Source organism: Tautonia rosea, assembly GCF_012958305.1.
Taxonomy (GTDB): domain Bacteria; phylum Planctomycetota; class Planctomycetia; order Isosphaerales; family Isosphaeraceae; genus Tautonia; species Tautonia rosea.
On sequence record NZ_JABBYO010000018.1, the window covers coordinates 70,911 to 92,952 of the forward strand.

General features: G+C 64.6%; 16 protein-coding genes. 6 read left to right on the forward strand and 10 right to left on the reverse strand.

Features of this window, described 5'->3' with window-relative positions:
- Positions 1 to 20: 20 nt before the first annotated feature.
- Positions 21 to 1,049 (forward strand): glycosyltransferase family 2 protein, encoded by a 1,029-nt coding sequence (locus HG800_RS23545; protein ID WP_169980172.1) that lies wholly within the window; start codon positions 21 to 23, stop codon positions 1,047 to 1,049.
- Positions 1,050 to 1,109: 60 nt separating this feature from the next.
- Positions 1,110 to 2,654 (forward strand): glycosyltransferase family 39 protein, encoded by a 1,545-nt coding sequence (locus tag HG800_RS23550; RefSeq protein ID WP_235963917.1) that lies wholly within the window; start codon positions 1,110 to 1,112, stop codon positions 2,652 to 2,654.
- Between the two features lie 273 nt (positions 2,655 to 2,927).
- Here HG800_RS23550 and HG800_RS23555 read toward each other — a convergent pair whose 3' ends face one another.
- Positions 2,928 to 4,163: a Glu/Leu/Phe/Val family dehydrogenase gene (locus HG800_RS23555; RefSeq protein ID WP_169980272.1), complete on the reverse strand. Its 1,236-nt coding sequence runs from the start codon at positions 4,161 to 4,163 to the stop codon at positions 2,928 to 2,930.
- A gap of 311 nt (positions 4,164 to 4,474) precedes the next feature.
- Between HG800_RS23555 and HG800_RS23560 the strand changes: the two genes are divergently transcribed.
- From HG800_RS23560 to HG800_RS23570, 3 genes are all read left to right on the forward strand, one after another.
- A complete protein-coding gene (locus tag HG800_RS23560) occupies positions 4,475 to 5,017 on the forward strand; it encodes a MarR family winged helix-turn-helix transcriptional regulator (RefSeq protein WP_169980174.1) in 543 nt (180 codons plus the stop codon).
- Complete coding sequence (locus tag HG800_RS23565; protein WP_169980176.1) at positions 5,014 to 6,387, forward strand: efflux RND transporter periplasmic adaptor subunit; 1,374 nt, start codon at positions 5,014 to 5,016, stop codon at positions 6,385 to 6,387. Before HG800_RS23560 ends, HG800_RS23565 begins: the two co-directional genes overlap by 4 nt.
- Before the next feature lie 105 nt (positions 6,388 to 6,492).
- On the forward strand, positions 6,493 to 10,023 hold the full coding sequence (locus tag HG800_RS23570) for an efflux RND transporter permease subunit (protein ID WP_169980179.1): 3,531 nt from the start codon (positions 6,493 to 6,495) through the stop codon (positions 10,021 to 10,023).
- 118 nt (positions 10,024 to 10,141) lie between these two features.
- Here the strand turns inward: HG800_RS23570 and HG800_RS23575 are convergent, their stop codons facing one another.
- The 3 genes from HG800_RS23575 to HG800_RS23585 form a co-directional block, all read right to left on the reverse strand.
- Positions 10,142 to 10,867 carry a hypothetical protein gene (locus HG800_RS23575; protein WP_169980181.1) on the reverse strand — a complete coding sequence of 242 codons (726 nt, stop codon included), beginning with the start codon at positions 10,865 to 10,867 and terminating at the stop codon, positions 10,142 to 10,144.
- Positions 10,868 to 11,039: 172 nt separating this feature from the next.
- Complete coding sequence (locus HG800_RS23580) at positions 11,040 to 11,852, reverse strand: rhomboid family intramembrane serine protease (protein WP_169980183.1); 813 nt, start codon at positions 11,850 to 11,852, stop codon at positions 11,040 to 11,042.
- Between the two features lie 145 nt (positions 11,853 to 11,997).
- On the reverse strand, positions 11,998 to 13,377 hold the full coding sequence (locus HG800_RS23585; protein ID WP_206352422.1) for a DUF1501 domain-containing protein: 1,380 nt from the start codon (positions 13,375 to 13,377) through the stop codon (positions 11,998 to 12,000).
- Between the two features lie 388 nt (positions 13,378 to 13,765).
- Here HG800_RS23585 and HG800_RS23590 point away from each other — a divergent pair, with 388 nt between their 5' ends.
- Positions 13,766 to 15,004, forward strand: a complete 1,239-nt coding sequence (locus tag HG800_RS23590; protein ID WP_169980185.1) for a sialidase family protein — start codon at positions 13,766 to 13,768, stop codon at positions 15,002 to 15,004.
- Here the strand turns inward: HG800_RS23590 and HG800_RS23595 are convergent.
- From HG800_RS23595 to HG800_RS23620, 6 genes are all read right to left on the reverse strand, one after another.
- Positions 14,979 to 16,208: a carboxylate-amine ligase gene (locus HG800_RS23595; RefSeq protein WP_169980187.1), complete on the reverse strand. Its 1,230-nt coding sequence runs from the start codon at positions 16,206 to 16,208 to the stop codon at positions 14,979 to 14,981. The genes HG800_RS23590 and HG800_RS23595 overlap by 26 nt on opposite strands.
- Positions 16,205 to 17,689 carry a RimK family protein gene (locus HG800_RS23600; protein WP_169980189.1) on the reverse strand — a complete coding sequence of 495 codons (1,485 nt, stop codon included), beginning with the start codon at positions 17,687 to 17,689 and terminating at the stop codon, positions 16,205 to 16,207. The genes HG800_RS23595 and HG800_RS23600 overlap by 4 nt, the downstream gene beginning before the upstream one ends.
- Before the next feature lie 58 nt (positions 17,690 to 17,747).
- Positions 17,748 to 18,221 carry a YfbM family protein gene (locus tag HG800_RS23605; RefSeq protein ID WP_169980191.1) on the reverse strand — a complete coding sequence of 158 codons (474 nt, stop codon included), beginning with the start codon at positions 18,219 to 18,221 and terminating at the stop codon, positions 17,748 to 17,750.
- A 17-nt stretch (positions 18,222 to 18,238) separates the two neighbouring features.
- Positions 18,239 to 18,952 carry a hypothetical protein gene (locus tag HG800_RS23610; protein WP_169980193.1) on the reverse strand — a complete coding sequence of 238 codons (714 nt, stop codon included), beginning with the start codon at positions 18,950 to 18,952 and terminating at the stop codon, positions 18,239 to 18,241.
- 151 nt (positions 18,953 to 19,103) lie between these two features.
- On the reverse strand, positions 19,104 to 19,772 hold the full coding sequence (locus tag HG800_RS23615; RefSeq protein WP_169980194.1) for a sulfotransferase domain-containing protein: 669 nt from the start codon (positions 19,770 to 19,772) through the stop codon (positions 19,104 to 19,106).
- Positions 19,773 to 19,813: 41 nt separating this feature from the next.
- Entirely contained in the window at positions 19,814 to 22,036 is a 2,223-nt protein-coding gene (locus tag HG800_RS23620; protein WP_169980196.1) for a class I SAM-dependent methyltransferase, read from the reverse strand.
- Between the last annotated feature and the right edge of the window lie 6 nt (positions 22,037 to 22,042).

The following is a 22,042-nucleotide window of genomic DNA, read 5'->3' on the forward strand; positions in this document are numbered from 1 at the left end:
GATCGAGATCGAGTCTTCGCATGATCAGTTTCGTCATCCCGGTCTATAACGAACGCGAAAGCCTGGCGACCCTGCTCGATGAGCTGGCCGGGATGACCGCGTCGGAAAACCTTGGTCCGGTCGAGTTTCTGTTCATCGACGACGGGAGCCGAGACGGCTCGTGGCGGGTGATTCAAGACCTGGCCGCGCGTGATCCTCGGGTCCGGGCGATCCGCTTTCGTCGGAATTTCGGCAAGGCCGCGGCCCTGACGGCCGGGTTCAGTCGGGCCAAAGGGGAAATCATCTTCACGCTCGATGCCGACCTGCAAGACGACCCGGCTGAGGTCCCCCGATTTCTTGAAATGCTGGAGCAGGGCGAAGGGCTCGACGTTATTAGCGGCTGGAAGCGGACGAGGCACGACCCCTGGCACAAGGTCTTTCCCAGCCGGGTCTTCAACTGGATGGTCAGCCGCCTGACCGGCACCCACCTGCACGACCACAACTGCGGTTTCAAGTGCTACCGAAGCGAGGTCCTGCGCGAGGTCTTCATCTACGGAGAGCTGCACCGGTTTGTCCCGGTCCTGGCCAGCTCTCGGGGGTTTCGGGTCGGCGAGATTGAGGTGAACCACCGGTCGCGCAAGTTCGGGCAGTCGAAGTACGGCTTCTCGCGCTTCTTCAAGGGGTTCCTGGACCTGATGACCGTCCGCTTTCTGACCGGCTACGGACAGCGTCCGCAGCATGTGCTGGGGGTGCTTGGCCTGATCTTGCTGGCGGTCGGGGTGCTGGGCATGGGATACCTGGCGGTCTACTGGATCATCGACCACTGGGTTCTGGGCCAGGATCATCCGATCGGCAGTCGGCCGCTCTTGACCTACTCGACGGCCCTGCTGGTCGTCGGCACGCAACTGGTCTCGCTGGGCGTGTTGGCCGAGCTGGTCACCTCGTATAACCTCCGGGCCGAAGACACGTACAGCGTGGCCGAGACGATCGACTCCGGCTCCGGCTTTCGCTCCGAATCTGAGGCCGAACCCTCCTTCACGAACGACAGCCCCTCTCCGTCGTCTGCGTGACGCACGGCAGACCCGACGCTCAATCCCTTGCTCCCCGCCGATCGAGAGGACCGCGATCCGATGGCGTACCCTGAGCTTCCCGACACCGTCTACATGGAGCCCGACGACCCGACGATGAGGCCCCCGAGAAGCCCGACCCGCCGTGCGGTCGGGCAGATCCTTATCGTCGTCTCGGTCGCCCTGATGCTCGGGGCGACGCTCAAGCAGAAGGCGATGATCAGCGCCAATGACATCTCGCGCTGGTGCACCGTCTGGTCGCTGTTGGAGCGGGGCACCTATGCGATTGACGAGTGCCCGTGGCAGCTTGGCACGCAAGACAAGGTCTTGATTCCGGAGCCGTTCACCCCGGAAGGGGAAGAGCCGGTCAAGCGATTCTATTCGAGCAAGCCGCCGCTCTTACCGACGCTGATCGCCGGGATGCTCTACCCGGCTCGGGCGATGACCGGCGTACCGCTTGATGCGAAGATTGAGCAGGAGCGGTCGCTCCGGATGGAAGTGCAGAGCCTTTCCGACGATCCGCCGAGCGATCCGAACCGGATTCTTGAGGTCGATGAAGCCCGAGGCTACCGGGTCATCGACATCACTCCCGAGGAGCCGGTCGAGTGGCCCGTCCAGGTGCTCTACTTCAACCCGATCGTCGTGGCGCTGAACGTCGTGCCGATGCTGGTGATGCTGATCCTCTATGCTCGCCTGCTCGACCGGTATGCCGGCAACGATTGGGCCTGGTTCCTCTCGCTGGCGGCGGCAGGGTTGGGAACCAATCTCGTCATCTTCTCGACGACGCTCAACAACCACACGATCGCGGCCTGGAGTGCCTTCTTCGCGCTCTATGCGTTTCTGAGGGTTTGGGACGACGGGCGGACCCACTGGGGATACTTCGCGGTGGCCGGGTTTTTCGGGGCCTTTGCCGCGTGCAACGAATTGCCGGCGGCCGTGTTTGGGGTCTTGCTGTTTCTCTTGATGGTAGTCAAGGCGCCGGGCAAGACGTTCGCGGTGTTCGTGCCGGCGGCATTGGTGCCGATCCTCGCCTTCCTGGTGACGATCTATCTGGCGACCGGCGAGTGGACCCCCGTGTATGCGAAGTTCTCGGAGGAAGGCCCCGATTCCCCGTACCGATACCCGGGCAGCTACTGGCTGACTCCGCTGGCGATGGACTGGTTCGACCAGAATCCGGAACCGTGGTGGGTATACCTCTTGCACCTGACGATCGGGCACCACGGGATTTTCTCGTTGACGCCGGTCGTCCTGTTCTCGTTCTGGGCGATGCTTCGCAGCATGTTCGGGTTTGATCATCGCCTGCGGACCCTCTCATGGCTGACCCTGGTGCTGACGGCGGCGATCGTGGCCTTTTATGTGTGGCAGACGCACAACTACGGCGGCTCAACGCAGGGGGCGCGGTGGTTGTTCTGGCTCTTTCCGTTCTGGCTGATCTTGCTGCCGCTGGGACTGGAAGGGGGGCAGCATCGCTCCTGGGTCCGCTGGTTGACCCTGGCGGCGCTCGGTTTTGCCGTGTTTAACACCGGATACGGCCTGCAACAGCCCTGGAGCCACCCCTGGATCGTCGATGCGATGGAGCACCTGAATCTCTATGAGCTGAAGCGATAACGCCTTATGCTCCGCGAGCGGGGGCGAGCGTTGATGTTTGGCCTCCTCGCCCCAGCTGCGGGGAGAGGGGGCTTTCGTTCGGATCGCGAGGCGAGCGGTTCGAGCAGGGTGCCCCCTCATCCGGCCTTCGGCCACCCTCTCCCCCGCGATCGGAGGAGAGGGTTGAGATCGGGCGTCTTGAACGGAGAGCGGGGGCGAGGGCTGAATGAGGGCTGACTTTGCTCGCGAGCGGAACGGAGTGAGGGGGGCCTTGCCTGCGAGGCGAGGAGCCCGTTAGATCCCCGCCAGGACCTTGGCTCGCCCGACGCGCTGGATGCCCAGGACGAAGGCGGCAGTGCGGAGGCTGACCCCCTGGCGTCGGGCGAGGTCGAAGACGGCGGCGAAGCTCTCGACGTGGCGGCGGTCCTGCTCGGCTCGGATCTGGTCGATCGACCATCGGAAATGCTGAAGGTTCTGCACCCACTCGAAGTAGCTGACGATCACACCGCCGGCGTTGGCGAGGATGTCGGGCACGACCGGGATCTCGCGGCGGTGGAAGACCTCGTCGGCCTCGGGCCAGGTGGGGCTGTTGGCGGCCTCGATGATGGCTCGGGCCTGAACCTCCTCGGCCATCTCGGCATCGAAGACGCCCCCGAGCGCGGCGGGAATGAGCACATCGACCTCACTGGTCAGCAAGTGCTCGTTCGTGCATGAATCTCCGCCGGAAAAGCCGACGACCTTGCGATGGGCGGCCACATGCTGCTGAAGGCTCGGAATATCAAGTCCGTCGGGGTTGCAGACGCCGCCGTAAGCGTCGGAGACGGCGACGATCTTCGCCCCCATGTCGTAGAGCTCTCGCGAGGTGAAGCTGCCGACGTTGCCGAACCCCTGAACGGCCACGGTCGCCCCCTCGACCGGCCGGTTCCAGGAGTGCTGGAGGAACTCTCGGGTAATGATCGCCACGCCGTGGCCGGTGGCGCTCTCGCGGCCGAGCGAGCCGTGCAGCTCGACCGGCTTGCCCGTGACCACCGCCGGCTGGTGGCCGTGGTACTTGCTGTATTCGTTCATGATCCAGGCCATCACCTGCGCGTCGGTGCCGACGTCCGGCGCGGGGATGTCCTTGTCCGGCCCGATGAAGTCGTGGATCTGCTGGACGAAGCGCCGGGTGATCCGCTCCAGCTCGGCTCGGGAGAGCTTCGTCACGTCGCAGTTGACGCCCCCTTTGCCGCCGCCGTAGGGCAAGTCGACCACGGCGGTCTTCCAGGTCATCAGGCTGGCGAGCGATCGGGCCTCGTCTTCATCGACGGTCGGGTGATAGCGTAGGCCGCCCTTAAAGGGACCCCTGGCGTTGTCGTGCTGAACCCGGTAGCCGATGAAGTTGCCGATCTGGCCCGAGTCCATCTCAATGGCCACCTCGACCCGAAGCTCGCGTTCGGGAGTGGCCAGCAAGACCTTCATGTTCTCGGACAGACCGAGAATCGACGCCGCGTGCTCGAAATAATGGTTCGTGGCCTCGAAGAAGGCATGCATCGACAGGGCCACCTGATCGCGAGGGAATAACGATGCTCGAACGCCGACACTCCCGGCATTTCTCGGATGAATCGTAACCATCGCCCCCCACCCTCGCAAGGAATCGATCCTCCGGGACCGATCCCCGTCTCTCTCTGGTCGACCCCTTGCCTGGCGTTGTATAACATAGGTTGACGAGATCGTTAGCCCACAAACTATCCCGCCGACGCCTACTTCACGAAGAGGCGAGGTCTGGCCAATCCCCCCCGATCCGATCGGCCGACCTTCGCTCCCTCCTCCCTCTCGATCCGATAATCCCGCGGTGGTGGATCGTGCTTCGATATGACTTCGAACAAAGCCTGATCTACTGGGTCTGCTCCACGTCGCTGGCGATGGAGCGGGCCTTGAACGAAGAGCTGGCGCCGCATGGCATTACGTATCGCCAGTGGCAGGTGCTCGGCTGGCTCGTGCTCGAAGGGCCGCTGGCGCAGGGCGAGCTGGCCGATCGGATGCGGATCGAGCCGCCCACGCTCGTCGGCATCGTCGATCGGATGGAGCGAGACGGCTGGCTGGAGCGCTCTCCCTGTCAGGAGGACCGCCGCCGAAAACTCTTGCGGCTGACCGATCGGGTTGAGCCGGTCTGGGAGCGGATCGCCTCGGCCGCGCGTCGGGTCCGGTCCCGAGCCGCCGAGGGGTTCTCCGAGGACGAGTTGAACCGTCTCTTTGCTGGCCTCGAACGCATTCGGAGCAATCTGACCCGGCCGCAGCCTTCCTCTGGAGCAGGCTTGGCCAACGAGCCCGACCACGACACCGAATCTCCCGTTGCCGTCCCACCGACGCCCACGCCCGCCCTCGCCGAGGACTCCCGCTCATGATTGCTCGAGGTCCGCATCAATTGCAGCTTCGCCTTCCGCTGGTCGCAGCCGTGCTTGCGATGCTTGCGGCCCTGGCCACCGGACCCGCGGCATCGGCCCAGCAGACCGGACCGACCCCGGTGGCGGTCTCGACCGTCGTGAGCCGGTCGGTGGCCGATGGTCGCAGCTTTGTCGGTTCGGTCGTGCCGGTCCGAGAGAGTACCGTCGGCAGCACGGTCGAGGAGCGCGTGGCCGAGTTCCTGGTTGCCGAAGGGGACCGGGTCGAGGCCGGTCAGCCGCTGGCGAAGCTGCGGACCCGGACCCTAGAGATCGAGCTTGCAGGTGCGAAGGCCGAGCTGGAGGCCATGCGGCAGGAACTGGCCGAGCTGGAGAACGGCACCCGACCCGAGGAGCTCGAACAGGGGCGCGCTGAACTGGCCCGGGCCGCCGCCCTCCGCGATTTCGCTCAGGCCGCCCGCCGTCGCATCGAGGGACTGATCCGCAATCGACAGGCCAGCGCCCAGGAACTTGACGAGGTCGTCTCCAACGCCGAGGCGGCAGAACAGGCCTACAACTCCGCCCAGGCCGCCCTCGATCTGCTGATTGCCGGCCCCCGGGCCGAACAGGTGGCTCGGGCTCGGGCCAAGGTTGCGGCGCAGGAAGAAGTGATCAATCGCCTCGAAGACCGCCTGGCCGAACATACGATCGTCGCCCCCTTCACCGGCTACGTCGTGACCGAGTTCACCGAGGTCGGCCAGTGGCTCGGACGGGGAGATCCGGTCGTGGCGCTGGTTGAGCTGGACCGCGTGGACGTGGAAGCGAGCGTGATCGAGGACGACATCCGCTACATCTCCGTCGGCACGTCGGCCAGGGTTGAGGTCTCGTCCCTGCCCGACAAGGCCTTTACCGGAGACGTCGCCCTGGTGGTCCCTCAGGCCGACTTGCGGTCGAGGAGTTTCCCGGTCAAGGTCCGCCTGACGAATGAAGATGCCCACGGCAGCCCGATTCTGAAGGCCGGCATGATCGCCCGAGTGACTCTGCCCGTCGGCCCGGAACACCCGGCCTTGCTCGTGCCCAAGGATGCGCTGGTCCTAGGCGGGCCCTCGCCCCGGGTTTATGTCTTCGAGCCCCTTTCCGGAGGCGACGACCCGGCACTGGGCACGGTGCAGCCGGTCTCCGTGACGCTCGGCGTGGCGTCCGGGGGGCTCGTCGAAGTGACCGGCCCCCTGGAGGTCGGTCAACGGGTGGTGGTTCAGGGGAACGAGCGGCTCCGGCCCGGCCAGGAGGTCCGCATCCTTCGCACCATCGAAGTCGAGGCCGACGGGGCATCTCCGGAAGCCCCGGCCGGCGACTCGACCGACGCTGTGGCCGCCACCGGAACCGGAGGCTGACAGCGCCCTCCCTGCCAGGCTCATCCTGTCCCGGAACTCACCGTGTCTCGACGACCCGAACACCCGCTCGATCGACCGACCGAACCGCAGGAGCATCGTCCACCCATGAAACCGAACGAGCTGATCGAGCAGGGCGGGGCCGATCTGGTCGCCGCCTGCGTCAAGAACAAGGTGAAGGTGACGGTCGGCGTCTTGCTCGTCGCCCTGTTCGGCGGCATCGCGCTGGTGACGATGCCGACGCAGTTAACGCCCGAAGTCCAGGTCCCGACCATCAGCGTCGAGACCCGATGGCCCGGCGCGAGCCCTCAGGAAGTCGAGCGGCAGATCGTCCAGGAGCAGGAAGATCAGCTCAAGAGCGTCGAGGGCGTGACCAAGATGTCCTCGGAATCGTCCACCGGGCAGGGGACGATTACCCTGGAATTCCCGGTCGGCACGAACATGGCCGAGGCCCTGCTGAAGGTCAACACCCGGCTGCAGCAGGTGCCGACCTACCCCATCGACGCCGACGAGCCGGTGGTCAGCACCTCGAGCCTCGCCGACCGGCCGATCGCCTGGTTCATTCTGGGGCAGGTTCCCCCCAGCAATGAAGAAATTCTTGCCTTTTCGGCAGAGCACCCAGAGCTGTCCGAGGTCCTTGCCCCGGCCCTGAAGACCGCTCACATTGGCCTGAAGCTCAGACGGTTGGTGCTTGCTGCGGCCGATCATCCCGAGATCAACGCCATCTTGCCCGAGCCGGTCGACATCCCGACCCTCCGCCGGTTCGCCGAAGACGTGATCGAGGCACGCTTCGAACGGGTGCCGGGCGTCTCGAATTCGAATGTCAACGGCGGCCGGACGGTCGAGATGCAGGTGATGGTCGATCCCGAACGCCTCGCTGCCCGGGAACTGACGGTCGTCGACGTACGAGATGCGCTGAGACAGCAAAACGTCGACACGTCCGGAGGCGACTTCTGGGAAGGTAAGCGGCGTTACGTCGTCCGGACCCTCGGGCAGTTCCGAAGCCCCGAGCAGGTCGAGGCCGTCATCATCGCCCGGCGCGACGACCGGCCCGTGTACGTTCGAGACGTGGCCGACGTTCAGATCGGCTATCGCAAGCCGGAGGGGATGGTTCGGCGGTATGGCACCTCGGTCATCGCCATCAACGCCCAGCGCGAGACGGGGGCGAATGTCCTCGACGTGATGGCCGGCCTCCGCGAGGCGACGACGGAACTGAACGCCGGGCCGCTCCGGTCGCGAGGTCTGGAATTGATGCAGGTCTACGACGAGACCGAATACATCTACTCCGCGATCGGATTGGTCCAGACGAACATCGTTGTCGGCGGTTTGTTGACGGTCGCGGTCTTGCTCGTGTTCCTGAGAAGCGGGCGGTCGACGCTGGTCATCGGCCTGGCGATCCCGACCTCGATCATCGGGACCTTCCTGATCCTGAACCTCCTGGGCCGGTCGCTCAACGTCATCAGCCTCGCCGGCCTGGCCTTCGCGGTCGGCATGCTCGTGGATAATGCGGTGGTGGTGCTTGAGAATATCTATCAGCATTACCAACGAGGCGATCGGGTCTTCGTGGCCGCGGTTCGGGGCACCCGAGAGGTCTGGGGAGCGGTGCTGTCGTCAACCCTGACCACGCTGGCCGTCTTCTTGCCGGTCGTCTTTGTGCAGGAAGAGGCCGGGCAGTTGTTCCGCGATATTGCCCTGGCGATTAGTGCGGCGGTCGGCCTGTCGTTGATCGTCTCCATCACGGTCATTCCGACGGCCGCGGCGGCCATCTTACGCGAACGGCCTCGGTCGAGCCTGGCGGCGAAGGTTGCCGGATCGGGCCAGAACGGAAACGGGCTCGCCGGCAGCAACGGTCATCCCCGACCCTCGGCCCGGCCCCGTCGTTCGACACGGATCAAGCAGGCACTTTCCTGGCCGTTGCGACGGCTGGTGATCGCTCCGCTCGATGCGTTCGGCCGGGGCTTCGTGGCCGGCGTGGTCGGCCTGAACCTCTGGTTGCAGCAGGGAGTGATGCGGCGGCTGCTTACGGTCGTGTTGCTCGTCGGCGGGGCGGTGGGCCTGAGCTGGGTCTTGATGCCAAGAGTCGAGTACCTTCCCTCAGGCAACCGGAACCTCGTGGCCGGGATTCTGCTGCCCCCGCCCGGCTATAACCTCGACCAGCTGGTGGAGATGGGCGAGGAGATCCAGGAGTCGCTCCGCCCTTACTGGGATGTCGAGCCCGGCAGCCCCGAGGCCGAGGCGCTCGACTACCCTGTCATCAGCGACTTCTTCTTCGTTGCTCGAGGGCGTCAGATTTTCATGGGCGTCCGCTCGGCCGACCCGCTCCGGGCGGGCGAGCTGGTCCCGCTGTTGCGCGGGGTGTCGAAGGACATCCCCGGCATCGTGCTCGTGGCCAAGCAGTCGAGCCTCTTCGAGCAAGGCCTGACCGCCGGGCGGACGATTGACATCGAGATCGTCGGGCCGGAACTGGAGAAGCTGGTGGCGCTCGGTGGTCGAGTGATCGGCCAGGTCAATCAACTGATTCCCGACGTCCAGGCCCGGCCCGTTCCCAGTCTCGACCTGTCGAGCCCCGAGGTCCACATCATCCCCAAGTGGGAACAGGCCGCCGACCTGGGGGTCAACGCCGCCGACCTTGGTTACACGGTCGATGCCCTGGTCGATGGTGCCTATGCCAGCGATTACTACGAGGAAGGGGACAAGATCGACCTGACCCTGATCGGGAAGGAACAGTTCGCAACCCGAACCCAGGATCTGCAATCGCTGGCCATCGCCACGCCGACCGGCCAGCTCGTCCCCCTGTCGGCCGTGGCCGACATCCAGCTCAACTCCGGCCCCGAGCAGGTCAACCGCCGCGAACGCCAGCGGGCCATCACCATCGAGGTCACTCCCCCGGCCGAGATGGCCCTAGAAGAGGCCATGCTGCTCATTCAGTCGGAGATCGTGAAGCCTCTGGAAGATTCCGGAGAACTCGACGGCCTGACCCGGATCAACCTGTCCGGCACGGCCGACAAGTTGCAGCAGACCTGGAAATCGTTGCAGTTCAACATCTTCCTGGCTCTGGTGATCACCTACCTTCTGATGGCGGCCCTCTTTGAGTCGTGGTTGTATCCCCTGGTGATCATCCTCAGTGTTCCGCTCGGCGCCGTCGGTGGTTTGGCGGGCTTGAGCCTGCTCAACCTGTTCATCTTGCAGCCGCTTGACGTGTTGACGATGCTCGGGTTCGTCATCCTCATCGGCACGGTGGTCAATAATCCCATCCTGATCGTTCACCAGGCGCTGAACCTGATCCGGGAGGAGGGGATGCCTTACTCCGACGCCATCGCCGAGAGCGTTCGCGGTCGTATCCGACCCATTTTCATGACCACGACGACCACGGTCCTCGGCCTGATGCCGCTGGTCCTCTTTCCGGGAGCGGGCAGCGAGTTGTACCGCGGGCTCGGCAGCGTTGTGCTTGGCGGTCTGATCGCCTCGACGATGTTCACCATCATCCTCGTGCCGACACTGTTCAGCCTGGCCCTGCAGTCCCGAGATGCCCTGGCTCGCCTCTTCGGCTATCAATCGGTTGCCGAGGCCGAACGGATCGACCAGATCGAAACCGAACCGCAACCGCACGAGAAGCCGCAGCCGGTGTCCGTGGGCTGATTGGAATCGGACCGATCCTGGCACGTCCTGCCGCAAACATTCGTCGGACGAGACGGAGCCTGGGAATCGAGTGAACTCTCACCCCCCCCAACTTTGCGTAAAGGCGAGAAAGGGGGGGTTATCGAACGACACCATCCTCCGGACATCGACACAGGAAACATGATCGTTTGGGAATCTGCCGGGGAGGGATAACCGTGACCGGGTGATGGGCCAGGCTGAGCCGGTCGATCAGCCAGGAGTGGTCGTACGACGCCTGATCGAACGGGCTGCGCGTCATGATTTCCCGGGCGATGAATCGGCTCGCTGGGTTGCCAATCCGAATCAAGGGGTAGTGCTCCCGGCCGAACACGGAATCGCACGCGGCGACAGCGTGGATACAGTCGCTGATCAACAGGTTCGCCGGTGTGCTGATCGCTCGGTACTGGGCCGCGCCACTTTCGAGCGTTTGCTTCACCAGAATCGACCGTTCATAGACGCTCGGGTTGATGAGAAACGGCCCCCAGGCGGTGATCCGCTGGTTCGACGCTCGGACGGCGGCAATGGTCTCATACAGTCCAAGATTGATTCCGGGCTCGGGCTTTGGGTTCCAGACCTTCACATCAAGTGTGGCAGGAAGCCAACTGATGGTGTGATGCTGAATCTGCCAGCCGGCCGGGTCTGAGCCGTACCCCTCTGCGCGGATGAACGTTGCCCAGGTGTGAGTATAGCGCAGCAGCTTGGGGCGAGACTGAGAGCCGAAGATCACGACGTAATACTGTTCGTCGGCGGCGGACTGGCTGATCCCTCCGCAGAACAGGAGAGCCAGAAGCACGCACGAACCCCGCACTCCGTTGCGCAATCGCATGATTCCGGGCCTCCGTGCCGGGGTATTCCGCATCGCATTCGATCGAATCCAGAAATACGTTCGGCCTGTCGGGATTCGTACGCGCTCTCAAACCACAGGCAGCTTCGAGACCACGATCGGGAGCATCGATTGTGTGGATCGTGATGCCGCGAGAAGGCAAGAGGCTGGTGGCTTAGCGGAAAGGATCGCCGGATCGAGTCTGGCGTGAGGCCCAGCCGAGTTGCAGCGGCAACTCGCCGCCCTGCTCGGCTCGTGACCGGAAGGCAAGACCGAAGAAGATGCCCGCGGCCGCCCCCCCGACGTGCGCTGCATAGGCCACGCCGCCCCCCTGACCGGCGGTCGAGAGGTCGCCGATCCCGAGCACCAGTTGCATTACGATCCAGAGGCCGATGACGAGCGAGGCCGGCATCGTGGTGATAACCCGGCCCAGCAAGACGCGCACGCGGTTCTGTGGGAACCAGACGAGATACATTCCCATCACCCCCGAGATCGCACCCGACGCCCCGAGGCTGGGGATCATCGAATCCGGCCCGATCGCCACGTGCGAGAGGCTCGCCACCAGGCCGCACCCTAGATAGACCAGCAGATACCGGATGTGACCGAGCGATTCCTCGACGTTGTCGCCGAAGATCCAGAGATACAGCATGTTGCCGCCCAGGTGGGCCAACCCGCCGTGCATGAAGATTGACGAGAACAGGGTGAGCCAGACCGGAAACGGCACCGGCCCTTGCGGCAAGACCTCCTCGCGCTCCTCGACGCGGACGTTGCCGAACGCGTCGGGCACCTCAACCTCAACGGCCAGCGTGACCGGCTCGGTCAGATCGGTATTCCGGGTGATCTCGTACGGGGTGGCCGCGTAGGAAATCGTGAACTGCTCCGGCAGGCTCGACTGGAGCACGAACACGAGGATGTTCGCGGCGATCAACGCATAATTGACCCAGGGGAGAATCCGGGTCGGGTGCATGTCCCCCAGCGGCATGACCATCGGGCTGGTCCCTCTCGGCGGAGAAGCGCAAGGCGAGGCGGCCCCGACCAATCGACGCCAGCCACCGCGCCGATTGTGACGAGCACGGGCACCGCACACAAGATGGTGGGGTGCCCGTGGGATTGCCAGAGGTCGAGCCTTCGGATCAGATCAGCTCATGGATCGGCTCGGGGTCGTCGAGCACCGAGACCGGGCGGTTGAGCTGGTCGAGCACCTGCAAGTGCGGGTCGATTCCGAGGACGTGGTAGATCGTCGCGTGCAGGTTCGACGGCGTGATCGGGCGATCGTGCGGGAACTGACCGAGGCGGTCGGTCGAGCCGACCAGTTGCCCACCCTTCACGCCGCCACCGCCGAGGAGGCAGAACATGGCGTTCCCCCAGTGGTCGCGGCCTGGCGTTCCCATGCTGCCGGGAGGCCCGCCATTGCCGCCGTCGTTCATCTTCGGCGTTCGGCTGAACTCGCCGCAGAGCATCACCAGGGTCGAGTCGAGCAGGCCGCGCTGGTGCAGATCATCAAAGAGGGACGAAACGAGCGAGTCGACCATCGGCAGGTAGCGGTTCATCCCCGCTTCGAGATCCCAATGATGATCCCAGCCGCCCAGGTGGACAGTGACGAACGTCACGCCGGCCTCCACCAGGCGACGGGCGAGCAGGGTGCTTTGTCCCCACGAGTGGCGGCCGTAGCGGTCGCGAAGCCTCGGGTCTTCCTTGCTGATGTCGAACGCCTCGCGAGCGGCCGGGCCGGTCACGAAGTCAAACGCCTGCTCGGTGAACTGATCGACCGAGGTATCGACGGGCAGGGCATCGCGCTGCCGCAGGGCGTCGTCGAGCCGCTGACGCAGGGCGCGGCGGTCTTCGAGACGGTCAATGCTCATGCCGGCCTTGAGCGTCAGGTCGCCGACGGTGTAATTAGCTGCGTTCGGGTCGCCGCCCGGCTGGTACGGGTCGTACTGCATGCCGAGCAGGTTGCCGCCGAAGTACCCCGGATTCAGGCCGACGCTGCTGGCGATGGGAACCGACGCATACGCGGGCATCCCTGACTTGCGGGGGCCGACCTCGCGCGCCACGATTGACCCGAGCGACGGGAACTTCGAGGTCGTGTTTGCCCCCGACACCCCCATGTCCTTCGTCGTCAGAATGCGATGCGCCCCGGCGAAGTGGTCGCCGGTATCGTGATGAAGCGACCGGACGATCGAGAACTTATCAGTGTGCTGAGCCTGCTTCGGGAACAGCTCGGTGATCTCGAACCCCGGAACGACCGTCGGAATCGGCTTCCAGATGCCCCGGTACTGCTCGGGGGCCTCCGGCTTCATGTCGTACATGTCCATGTGACCCGGCCCGCCATCGAGCCAGATCAAGATGACCGACGTCTCCTTCTTCGGCATTCCTCGCTGGACCGAGGCGTCCCGAGCCGCCAGCAGACCCGGCAAGCCGACACTGGCCATCCCGGCCACGCCCAGTTGCAGGAAGCTCCGCCGGCTCACGCGATCGCAGTATGATCCCGCCGATCCGAGGTCGATGCGCACGGTGCCACCCTCCTTGAACCGCTTCGGGATTGCTCCGACCGCCGGGGCACCTTCGACCCAGCCTTGGCGATCACCCCACTCCCGAATTCCGCGGTCCTCGAACCTTGTGTTTCGATCCTACCGGCGAGACGCCTTTGCCCCGCGATGGATTCCGGATTTGCCCTATCTTGATCGTCCCCTTCGAAAAAATTCAACACTGATCCGATCCTTCTTCAAAAAATCGACACGGGGCCATTCGGAGATCAACCGTTCTGAACGGCGGGGGATCGGCACCGGCTTGACCCTCCCTGCGAGGCCGGTCAAGGTAATGCCTCGGCAGCGCGTTCCCCGATCGCTGACGGCGAGCCGGTCTTCGCCCTCGGTCGGGAGACGATCCGGGAGCGACGTAATGCGAACCAACAGAGGGGTCCGGCGGGCGAGCGTTCGAGGGGCAGTGCGGCCATTGGCCTGGCTGATCGCCGTTGGGCTCGGCTCGTCGATTCAGGGAGCCGACGACGAGAACGCGACCGCTGCGCCGAGGGTTCTTGAACACGTCGTCGTGTACCAGGAGCCGGGACGTTTCGCCGGCTGGCCGGCCAATCACGGCATGTGGTCGTGGGGCAATGAGGTGCTCGTCGGTTTCAGCCGAGGGTTTTACAAGGACCTGGGCGACCGGCACCACATCGACCGCGAGAAGCCGGAGGAGCATCTGTTCGCCCGCAGCCTCGACGGCGGCAAGACCTGGGCGGTCGAGGTCCCGCAGCCTCCGGGCGTTCTGGTGGGCACCCCCGGCATGAGGCACGGCGTTATCCCTCCCGACGTTCCCAAGAAGCCACTCACCGACCTAACCGAGCCAATCGACTTCACCCACCCCGACTTCGCCATGACCCTGCGCATGGCCGACGCCAATGGTGGCGTCTCCTGGTTCGCGTATTCCTACGACCGCGGCCGAACCTGGCGGGGGCCGCATCCGTTGCCTCTGTTCGGCCAGCCGGGAGTGATGGCGAGGACCGATTCCATCATCAACGGCCCGCGCGATTGCCACATCTTCGCCACCGCCTCGAAGCAATCCAACGGCCGCGAAGGCCGCCCCTTCTGCGCTCGGACGCGCGACGGCGGCCTGACCTGGGAGTTCCTCTCGTTCATCGGTCCCGAGCCCGACGACGGCTATGCCATCATGCCCGGCACCGTACGTGTCGGCCCGACCGACCTGGTCACGACGATCCGCGTGCGCGACTCGGAGCGAAGCTGGATCGACGCCTACGCCTCCCTCGACGACGGCCAATCGTGGACGTATCTTGGTGAGCCGGAACCCAGCCTCGGGGCCGGGAATCCGCCGAGCCTCGTCCGATTGCCCGACGGCCGACTCGCCCTCATCACCGGCCACCGCGCCGAGCCGTACAGCATCCGGGCCCGCCTGAGCCAGGACAACGGCCGGACCTGGTCCGATCCCATCACCCTCCGCGACGACGGCGGCGGCACCGACATCGGCTACGTCCGCTCGGTCGTCCGGCCCGATGGCACGATCCTCTCGGTCTACTACTATCACGACCAAACCGGCCCCGATCGCTACCTCGCCGGGACGATCTGGGACCCGGGGAAACCAGAAGACTCGCCACTGATCAACGAAAGAGCTGGTCGTCGATGAGGCATCGGCCAAGGGTGTCGTAGGTTCGGACGATCGCCGGGCGGTCGGGCTCGGGGCCAACGGCATCAACGATGCGACGGGCAAGCGGGCCGCGATCAAGGATCAACTCCAGCGGCGCTTTCGCTTCGGAGATCAGCCTCGACTCATCGCCGAGTGAGGTGACGACGTGTTGCCAGAGCCCTCGGGCGTCGATCGTCGTGCCGAGTCCGAAGCAATCAAGGTACGCCGATTGGTCAATCCGTGCGCGGTCGCCGTTGCGGAGGCAGTCGAGAAAAATCGGTTTGAGCAGATCGACGGGAATCGACCGTTGCGTCTCGGATGAGGACCAGCGTTCCGCGACCAGGGTCCGCACCGCTTCGACCACGAGCGACGCGATGGCCAGGTCGGCCCTCGGGCATTCCTGCACATCGAGTAAGCGAATCTCGATCGCCGAGCGGTCGAACCGGGCGATCGCTCCCCGGGCGTTCAGCCACTCGTCACGGAGGATCCCCTCGGGGTCGAGCGGAGCGATCGCCGCGTACATTGGTTCGAGGATCATCCGGTCGTATTCGGCCCGTGAGAAGGCCGGCTCGGGAATGACGCCGCCGGTCACTTCGGGAACCCTTCGGCAATTGTGCCGGTAGAACTCGAGGCGAGTGTCGAGCAAACCGGTGATGCGTCCCTCGACGATCGGCGAACTGGCGGCCAGCGCCGGAAGGATCGGCAGGATCAGGCGGATCGCCGCGTGGAGTCGGGCGAACTCCTCGTCGCCAGAAAACGGAAGATTAATGTGCATGCTTTGCAAGTTCGACCAGCCGTGTCCTCGGCAGTCGAAAATGCGGTCGAACGTCTGATAGATCGGCCCAAAGTCATGCGGCCAGAGTTTCGCCTCGGTGCTCGGGTCCATGAGGGGGTGCATCGCCGTGGGCAGGAGGCAGGCACCCATTGGTTCGAGGATCGCATCCATGCGTCCGACATGTTCCTGGAATTGCCCGGCGAGGCCCGACAGCGATGCCACCGGCTCGGTCGTCTTCAGCTCGACGACGTGAGCCGCCAGCTCGTTGGACCAGGAGATCGGACCGAGGTCCACCTCGGATTCCGGATCGCCCGAGGGGCTGACGCTTGCCAGGAGACGATCGGCGATCGGTCGGACGGCAAGCGTTTCCCGATCAACAATCATGTATTCCAGTTCAATCCCAAAGCGCTCGAACAGACGAAAGCTCATGGTCGGGAATTCCCCCCACCGTAGCCGGCCTTGCGACGTTCGATCCGACGGAGGAAGACGTCGGCCAGGCGTCGATACAGCTCGTCGCGAAGGATCGCATCCTCGACGCCCGCCTCGATGTTCGGATTGTCGTTGACCTCGATCACCGTGAACTGATCGCCCGACTGCTTCACGTCGACCCCGTAAAGGCCATCGCCAATCAGCTCGGCGGCTCGGGTTGCCAGGCGAACGGCCTTGCGCGGGGCCAGCTCGACCGGCAAGGTTTCAAACTTGCCGTAGGAACTCTTACCCGAGGCATCTCGTTTGATAATCTGCCAATGCTTTCGTGCCATATAATACTTGCACGCGAACAAAGGTTGACCATCAAGAATGCCGATCCGCCAGTCGAACGTTGTCGGGAGATACTCCTGCGCAACGACCAGATCCGACTCCTTCCAGAACCGTGCCAGCTCATCGCGCAACGCCTCGGGCGTTTCGACCTTGATGACCCCCCGAGAAAACGAGCTGTCCGGCTGCTTCAAGACACAGGGCAGGCCGATCCGGTCGAGCACCTCGTCCACGTTCTCTTCGTGGGCGACCAACGTTTTCGGGGCGGGGATGTTGTGGTGGCTGAGGAGTTCAGCAAGGTAGACCTTGTTCGAGCATCGGACGATCGACTCGGGATCGTCGATCACAACCAGGCCTTCGCCGGCGGCGCGGCGGGCGAATCGGTAGGTGTGATGGTTCGGCGCGGTCGTCTCGCGAATGAACAAGGCGTCGAACTCAGCGATCCGGCCGTAATCGTCCGGGCCAATGACCTCGACGGCCAGTCCCACCGCCTCGGCCGCTCGGGTGAAGCGCTGGATCGCCTTTTCATCGGAGGGAGGTTCGGCTTCCTGCGGATTGCGGAGGATCGCCAGATCGTAGCGCGAGGCCGCTCGGCGACGGATTGAACCCCTTCGTCCGGCAAAGAATTCGCGGGCCGCCTCGACGACGAACGGCCAGTGCGGATCAGGAACCTCCCGAGCCCCGATGGCCGCCACGCTCCGAAGCTGCCAGCGGTCGTCAACCTTCTTGAACTGGGCTCGCAGCATCGGCGCTCGAAAGGCGTCGAACAGGTAGCGGCTCAGCGTGTCGTACCGCTTGGCCAGGTTCCGGCCGAAGTAGACGCTCAGCGTGAACGTTTCTGACTGCAACGGATGTAAGTCTTTCTGGATGCGATCGTCGAGGTCCTCTCCCAGCAAGCGAACCATCGCGGGCGATTTCATATCCTGAATCGTTGTGATCGAGGGCAAGGGGCGATGCGCCCGAGCCTCAGCCAGCAGCGAGACATAATAACCGGCACTTTGATACCGATATGACTTGCAAAGGTTGAACAGCCTGACGTTCCGGAGCCCCGCGAAGCGATCGCCGGTCAGGTACGACCAGGCATCGACGACCTCGACCTCGGGCAACTCGGAGGGCCAGTCTGTGGTGTTATCCGTCACAATGAGTGTGGGCACGAGGGAAGGTCCTGGGGGACGTGTCGTGACAGGGCGGGTCGGAGCCGCACGGCCCGGGTCAGGCGATCGTGATGACGACGGCCATCCCGTCGTCGCTCGCCTGGTGGAGGAACGCCTTCAGGTCGCGGAAGTAGCCGGTGTATTCCTCCCGGAGGTCGGCCGCAGGCTCGTCCCAGATATTGGGGTAGATCCCCTCCTCCACCATCGCTCCGGGGTCGAACCGGCCCCAGAGGCGTGCGTCGTCGATCGCGTCGAGGGCCTCGGCCAGCCGCCGGACATCGTCGGGCCGGAGAAGGCGGATACCACTGTCGTCCTCGCCGATCGGCTCGCCACCGACGAGCAGGAAATCAAGCGGTGGTTCGCCGCCGATACCCGAGCCGTTCAGAAGGTAATGCAGACCGTGCCACGACTTTTGCAGGTCGACCGAGGGCCTCGAATCGTCGTCGAGGATCGCCCCGACCGACTCGGGCTCGACGAGCAGCCGGAGCAGATTGTCCTGGTCGACCGCCATCAGGTCGCAATACATCCCCATGAGTCGCACTCTCGCGGTCAACGCCCTGCCGGCCGGGGCCGGACGATGAGCAGGTTGGCGTCGTACGTCACAATCCCAAGCATGATGGCCGACAGCACACGGTCCATTCCTTGCACGTAATAATGGTCGGCCGCCAAGGGGTTGGGCCAGAGGGGGTCGGCCAGCAACACATCTCGCGTTTTATGATCATATCCGCAAAGGACGACAAAATGTCCGGCCGGTTCGCCGCGAATGTCGTCGTGATCCGACTTCGGGCCGTATTCGCGGGGCATGCGATAAAGGTACGTCGCCGACAATCCGGTGAGAATCGGCACTTGCCGCTGCAGGTAGTGCCGAATCAAGGCCCCGTTCAGGTCGCGCATGCGGATGCGACCTCCAAGGCGGAGGAATTCCAGATACGCCCCGGTGGCGATCCGAAGCTTCGGGTTCTCCTTCTTCGCTGCCTGGGCTCGAAGTTTCTCGGCCAGGTGCGGGGCCTCCGACGTGAACCAGGTGGGGTCGAAGGTGCGCAGATCGTAGGTGTAAAGGGTCGCCTCGTAGCCCCGCTTGAGCGCATGATTGCCGAGCAAAACGGCCAAGGTGCCCCCGCCTTCAAGCTGCGGGATTTCCCGGATGACCTGTTCCAAAGGGATCTCGTCGCCGAAGTAGCTGTACACGGCATCAAGGCACGTCGGCCCGCAGGTCACGTCGTCGGGCTGTGGCTGGATCTCGAACGTCAGGCGCGTTTCCACCGCTCGGACTCCTCGACCGGCAATCGGTGAGGGGGGCTCGCCCGGCAAACGTCCGGGCGACAGGCGGCCCCTGGCTTTTCTCCATTGTACGGAGCCGCTGGCAAAAAGAAGCGCGCCGAGCGCAAAGGATTCCAACACCCCTCCAGAGCGATCAGGCGGCCGCTCGGGTGAAGAAGATCGTATTGAGGTAAGCGATGTCGTCGGGGCCGAGCGCATCTCGGAATCCTCCCACCGTCCCTCGGCGCACTTTCGGGGCACCGTTGCGGGGGCGGAGCCACGGCTGAGCGAACGTGCCGGACTGTTCCAGGCGTTTCATCGAGTCGAAGTCGGCCAGTTGCACCGCCTTGGCCAGGCGATCGGGCGAAACCTCGAAACCGTAGTAATCGAGAATCCGTCGCACGGTGCCTTCCAGGTCCTCGTGGCACTGCTCGTAGGAGACGCGAAGCACCCCGAGCCGATCGGCCAGCTCGGCCCACATGACGCGGAATCGATGGAGCGTCTCGGCCCCGAAGTAGTCATCTCGGACGAAGTCGGACAGCGTTCCCTCATAGGCAAAGAAATCGCGAAACCGCCCCGTGACCTGGTGATAGAGACTGACGATCGTGTCTCTCGGGTCACGTTCCAGGTAAACCAGGCGGTCGACCTGGGCGTAGTCGCGCAACCGGCGCTCCAGGTCGAAGTCGTGTGGCGGCCGGGCACCGTCGTTGAACTCGAAACGGTCGTGGTGGAACACGATCTGTGGATCAAGGTCGAGTTGCGTCAGAAGAAACCGAATCCACGTGCGCCCGGACTTCGGATAGGAGACGAACTGGCGGTTCATCGGATCGAGATCCTCCGAGTCGTGGTCGAGGTCACGGGGAATCAGGCGCAGCGCCGCTCGAAGATCCGGGCGGCCCCCAGGTAACTGCGACCGTTGGTTGCCGCGTCTTCGGTCGAGGCGATCGGTTCGAAGCCCGAGGCCCGCAGCCGGGCGTCGATCGCGTCCTGTTCGTAGATCGAGGGTGTGGTCCGGATGGCGAAGTACCGTCGAGCCAGGGCCGCGGCCCCGTCCAGCGTTTCAAGGCGATCCCCACACGGCAGATGGTGCTGGAGCCCCAGGTACAGGACGATATCGTAGCCATCCTCGATCACGTCGGCATGAGTGCTGCGGAAGCGGTGCCAGTCTGACAGATCGGCGACCCGGAACCGCGACGGACCGAAGGGAGCACAGAGTTCATTGGCCGCCGCCACGCGACCGGGATCAAGCTCGAAGCCGAGCACCTGCGAGGCACCACGGCGCAGGAGTTCGCGCGCCACGAATCCCTCGGCCGCGCCGAAGTCGATGACACTGAGGCCCGCCGATCGCTCAATCAACGGCATCAACCCCCTGAGCCGATCATCGAGCGGCCATTTTCCATACAGGCCCGATGCCGGATCGTGCAGATAGTGGTGCCGGAAGTCGTGCCGGGTCAGCTCAAGCAATTTCCGAGCGTACGCCTCCCACGAGTACGGCCGGATGGTCTCAAGGGCCTGCTCGGTCAGGTTCCGGCAAAGGATGGCATCGTCCTTCAGGCGGGCGATCGCTGCGGCCAGGGCGTCGGGGGTCGGATCGTCGACCACCAGGGCCGTTTCCTCGTGCCGAGCCAGGTCGAGCGTTCCGTGCCCGGTGCAGACGACCGGGACACCGCTGGCCATCGCCTCGGCCACCAGATTCGACCAGCCGGCAAAGGTCTCGGTCATCGCCACGCAATCGACCTCGGCGTAGAACCGTGCCAGGTCGTCTCCAATTCGCATCCCGGTCAGTTCCAGGCGGCCCGAGGCGATTAGCTCGGCGTGCGACTGAGCGAGATTCAAACCATCCGAGCCGAACAGCCGGAGCACAACCTCCGATGGCAACAGAGCCAGCGCCTCGATCAAGGGCCCCGGATTCTTCCCCGCCTGGCCGCCAATCACCCATCGCCCCCGGGTTTGCGGGTGCGAGCGATACGATCGAGGCCGGAAGGTCGAGAGGTCAACCGCGCCGAGCAGCACCTGGAAGCGGTCTGCCGAGAACTCCGTGAACGTCCCCACCGGCCAGTGGCGGTTGTTGAACAGGACCACATGCGGGGCCAGAGCGGCATTGACTGCCAGAAACGCCTGGCGACGGGTCGAATCATTCAGGATGTGCTGTACCCGGACACCGTAGCGATCGTCTCGAAAGCGGTGGAGTTGTGCGATGGTCGTCTCGGGAAACCCGGCTCCGGGCACCATCACCGCGTCCCAGTGCCGGCTTGCGGCCTCGTCCGGTGTGAGCATGGGCAGGTGGAACGCGTCCGTCATCGGGGCCGTCGGCGCTTCGGCCAGGCCGACAAAGGCCACTTCGTGCCCCCAGTCTCGCAAGACGCGCCCGACCCGATCGAACCGCAACAAGCCGCCGGTCGCGATCAATTCGTGGCAGGCGATGAGCAACCGTCGAGGCCGAGAATCCTGAGCCGGCTGCGCTCGGCTCGACCCGGTCCCCAGCGACTCCAGTACGACGACTTTCCCGATCGTCTCGCGATGTCGGTAGCGACCGGTTTCCAGAAGCTCGGCGATCAGGCGGTGCGGCCCGCAGTTCGGGTCGGTGGCGTCGTCGAAGACCACTAGACCGCCAGGAGCGACGTGAGGCTCCCAGCACTCAAAATCGCGGCGGACCCCTTCGTACCGATGGTCGCCATCGAGGAACAGCAAGCCGACCGGATCGGTCCAGCCTGGGGTAATTTGTTCGCTGGAAAGGCCGATCAAGGCAACGTTGCGAAAGGCCCCGGTGCGGCACATCGCCTCGTAGTAGGCGCCTCGATCTTCGGGGCCGAACGCGCCGCCGTAGAAGCCCACGAAGGGACGATGAGGCTCGACGCAGTAGATCGCCGGCCGCTCCGGCTCGGGCCGAGCGTGCACGCCGGAGGCCAGGGCCACGGCCGACTTGCCTCGGTACGAACCCACCTCCACGATGCAGCCCGTCCTGACCTGAGAGGCCAGCCGGCGCAACAGGGCACCTTCCTCGGGGGTGATTCCCCCCTGCAACGCGCTCATCCACGCGTCGAACTCGTCGGCTGAGTCCGTCGGCTGGGCCGAGTCCGTCGTCATGGTCTG

Excerpts from the sequence above, each read along its gene's own strand:
- HG800_RS23570 (WP_169980179.1), top strand. The coding sequence starts at position 6,493 with ATGAAACCGAACGAGCTGATCGAGCAGGGCGGGGCCGATCTGGTCGCC.
- HG800_RS23615 (WP_169980194.1), bottom strand. The coding sequence starts at position 19,772 with ATGAACCGCCAGTTCGTCTCCTATCCGAAGTCCGGGCGCACGTGGATT.
- HG800_RS23555 (WP_169980272.1), bottom strand. The coding sequence starts at position 4,163 with ATGCATGCCTTCTTCGAGGCCACGAACCATTATTTCGAGCACGCGGCG.
- HG800_RS23545 (WP_169980172.1), top strand. The coding sequence starts at position 21 with ATGATCAGTTTCGTCATCCCGGTCTATAACGAACGCGAAAGCCTGGCG.
- HG800_RS23580 (WP_169980183.1), bottom strand. The coding sequence starts at position 11,852 with ATGGTCATGCCGCTGGGGGACATGCACCCGACCCGGATTCTCCCCTGG.
- HG800_RS23595 (WP_169980187.1), bottom strand. The coding sequence starts at position 16,208 with ATGAGCTTTCGTCTGTTCGAGCGCTTTGGGATTGAACTGGAATACATG.
- HG800_RS23605 (WP_169980191.1), bottom strand. The coding sequence starts at position 18,221 with ATGGGGATGTATTGCGACCTGATGGCGGTCGACCAGGACAATCTGCTC.
- HG800_RS23550 (WP_235963917.1), top strand. The coding sequence starts at position 1,110 with ATGGCGTACCCTGAGCTTCCCGACACCGTCTACATGGAGCCCGACGAC.
- HG800_RS23565 (WP_169980176.1), top strand. The coding sequence starts at position 5,014 with ATGATTGCTCGAGGTCCGCATCAATTGCAGCTTCGCCTTCCGCTGGTC.
- HG800_RS23620 (WP_169980196.1), bottom strand. The coding sequence starts at position 22,036 with ATGACGACGGACTCGGCCCAGCCGACGGACTCAGCCGACGAGTTCGAC.
- HG800_RS23590 (WP_169980185.1), top strand. The coding sequence starts at position 13,766 with ATGCGAACCAACAGAGGGGTCCGGCGGGCGAGCGTTCGAGGGGCAGTG.
- HG800_RS23575 (WP_169980181.1), bottom strand. The coding sequence starts at position 10,867 with ATGCGATTGCGCAACGGAGTGCGGGGTTCGTGCGTGCTTCTGGCTCTC.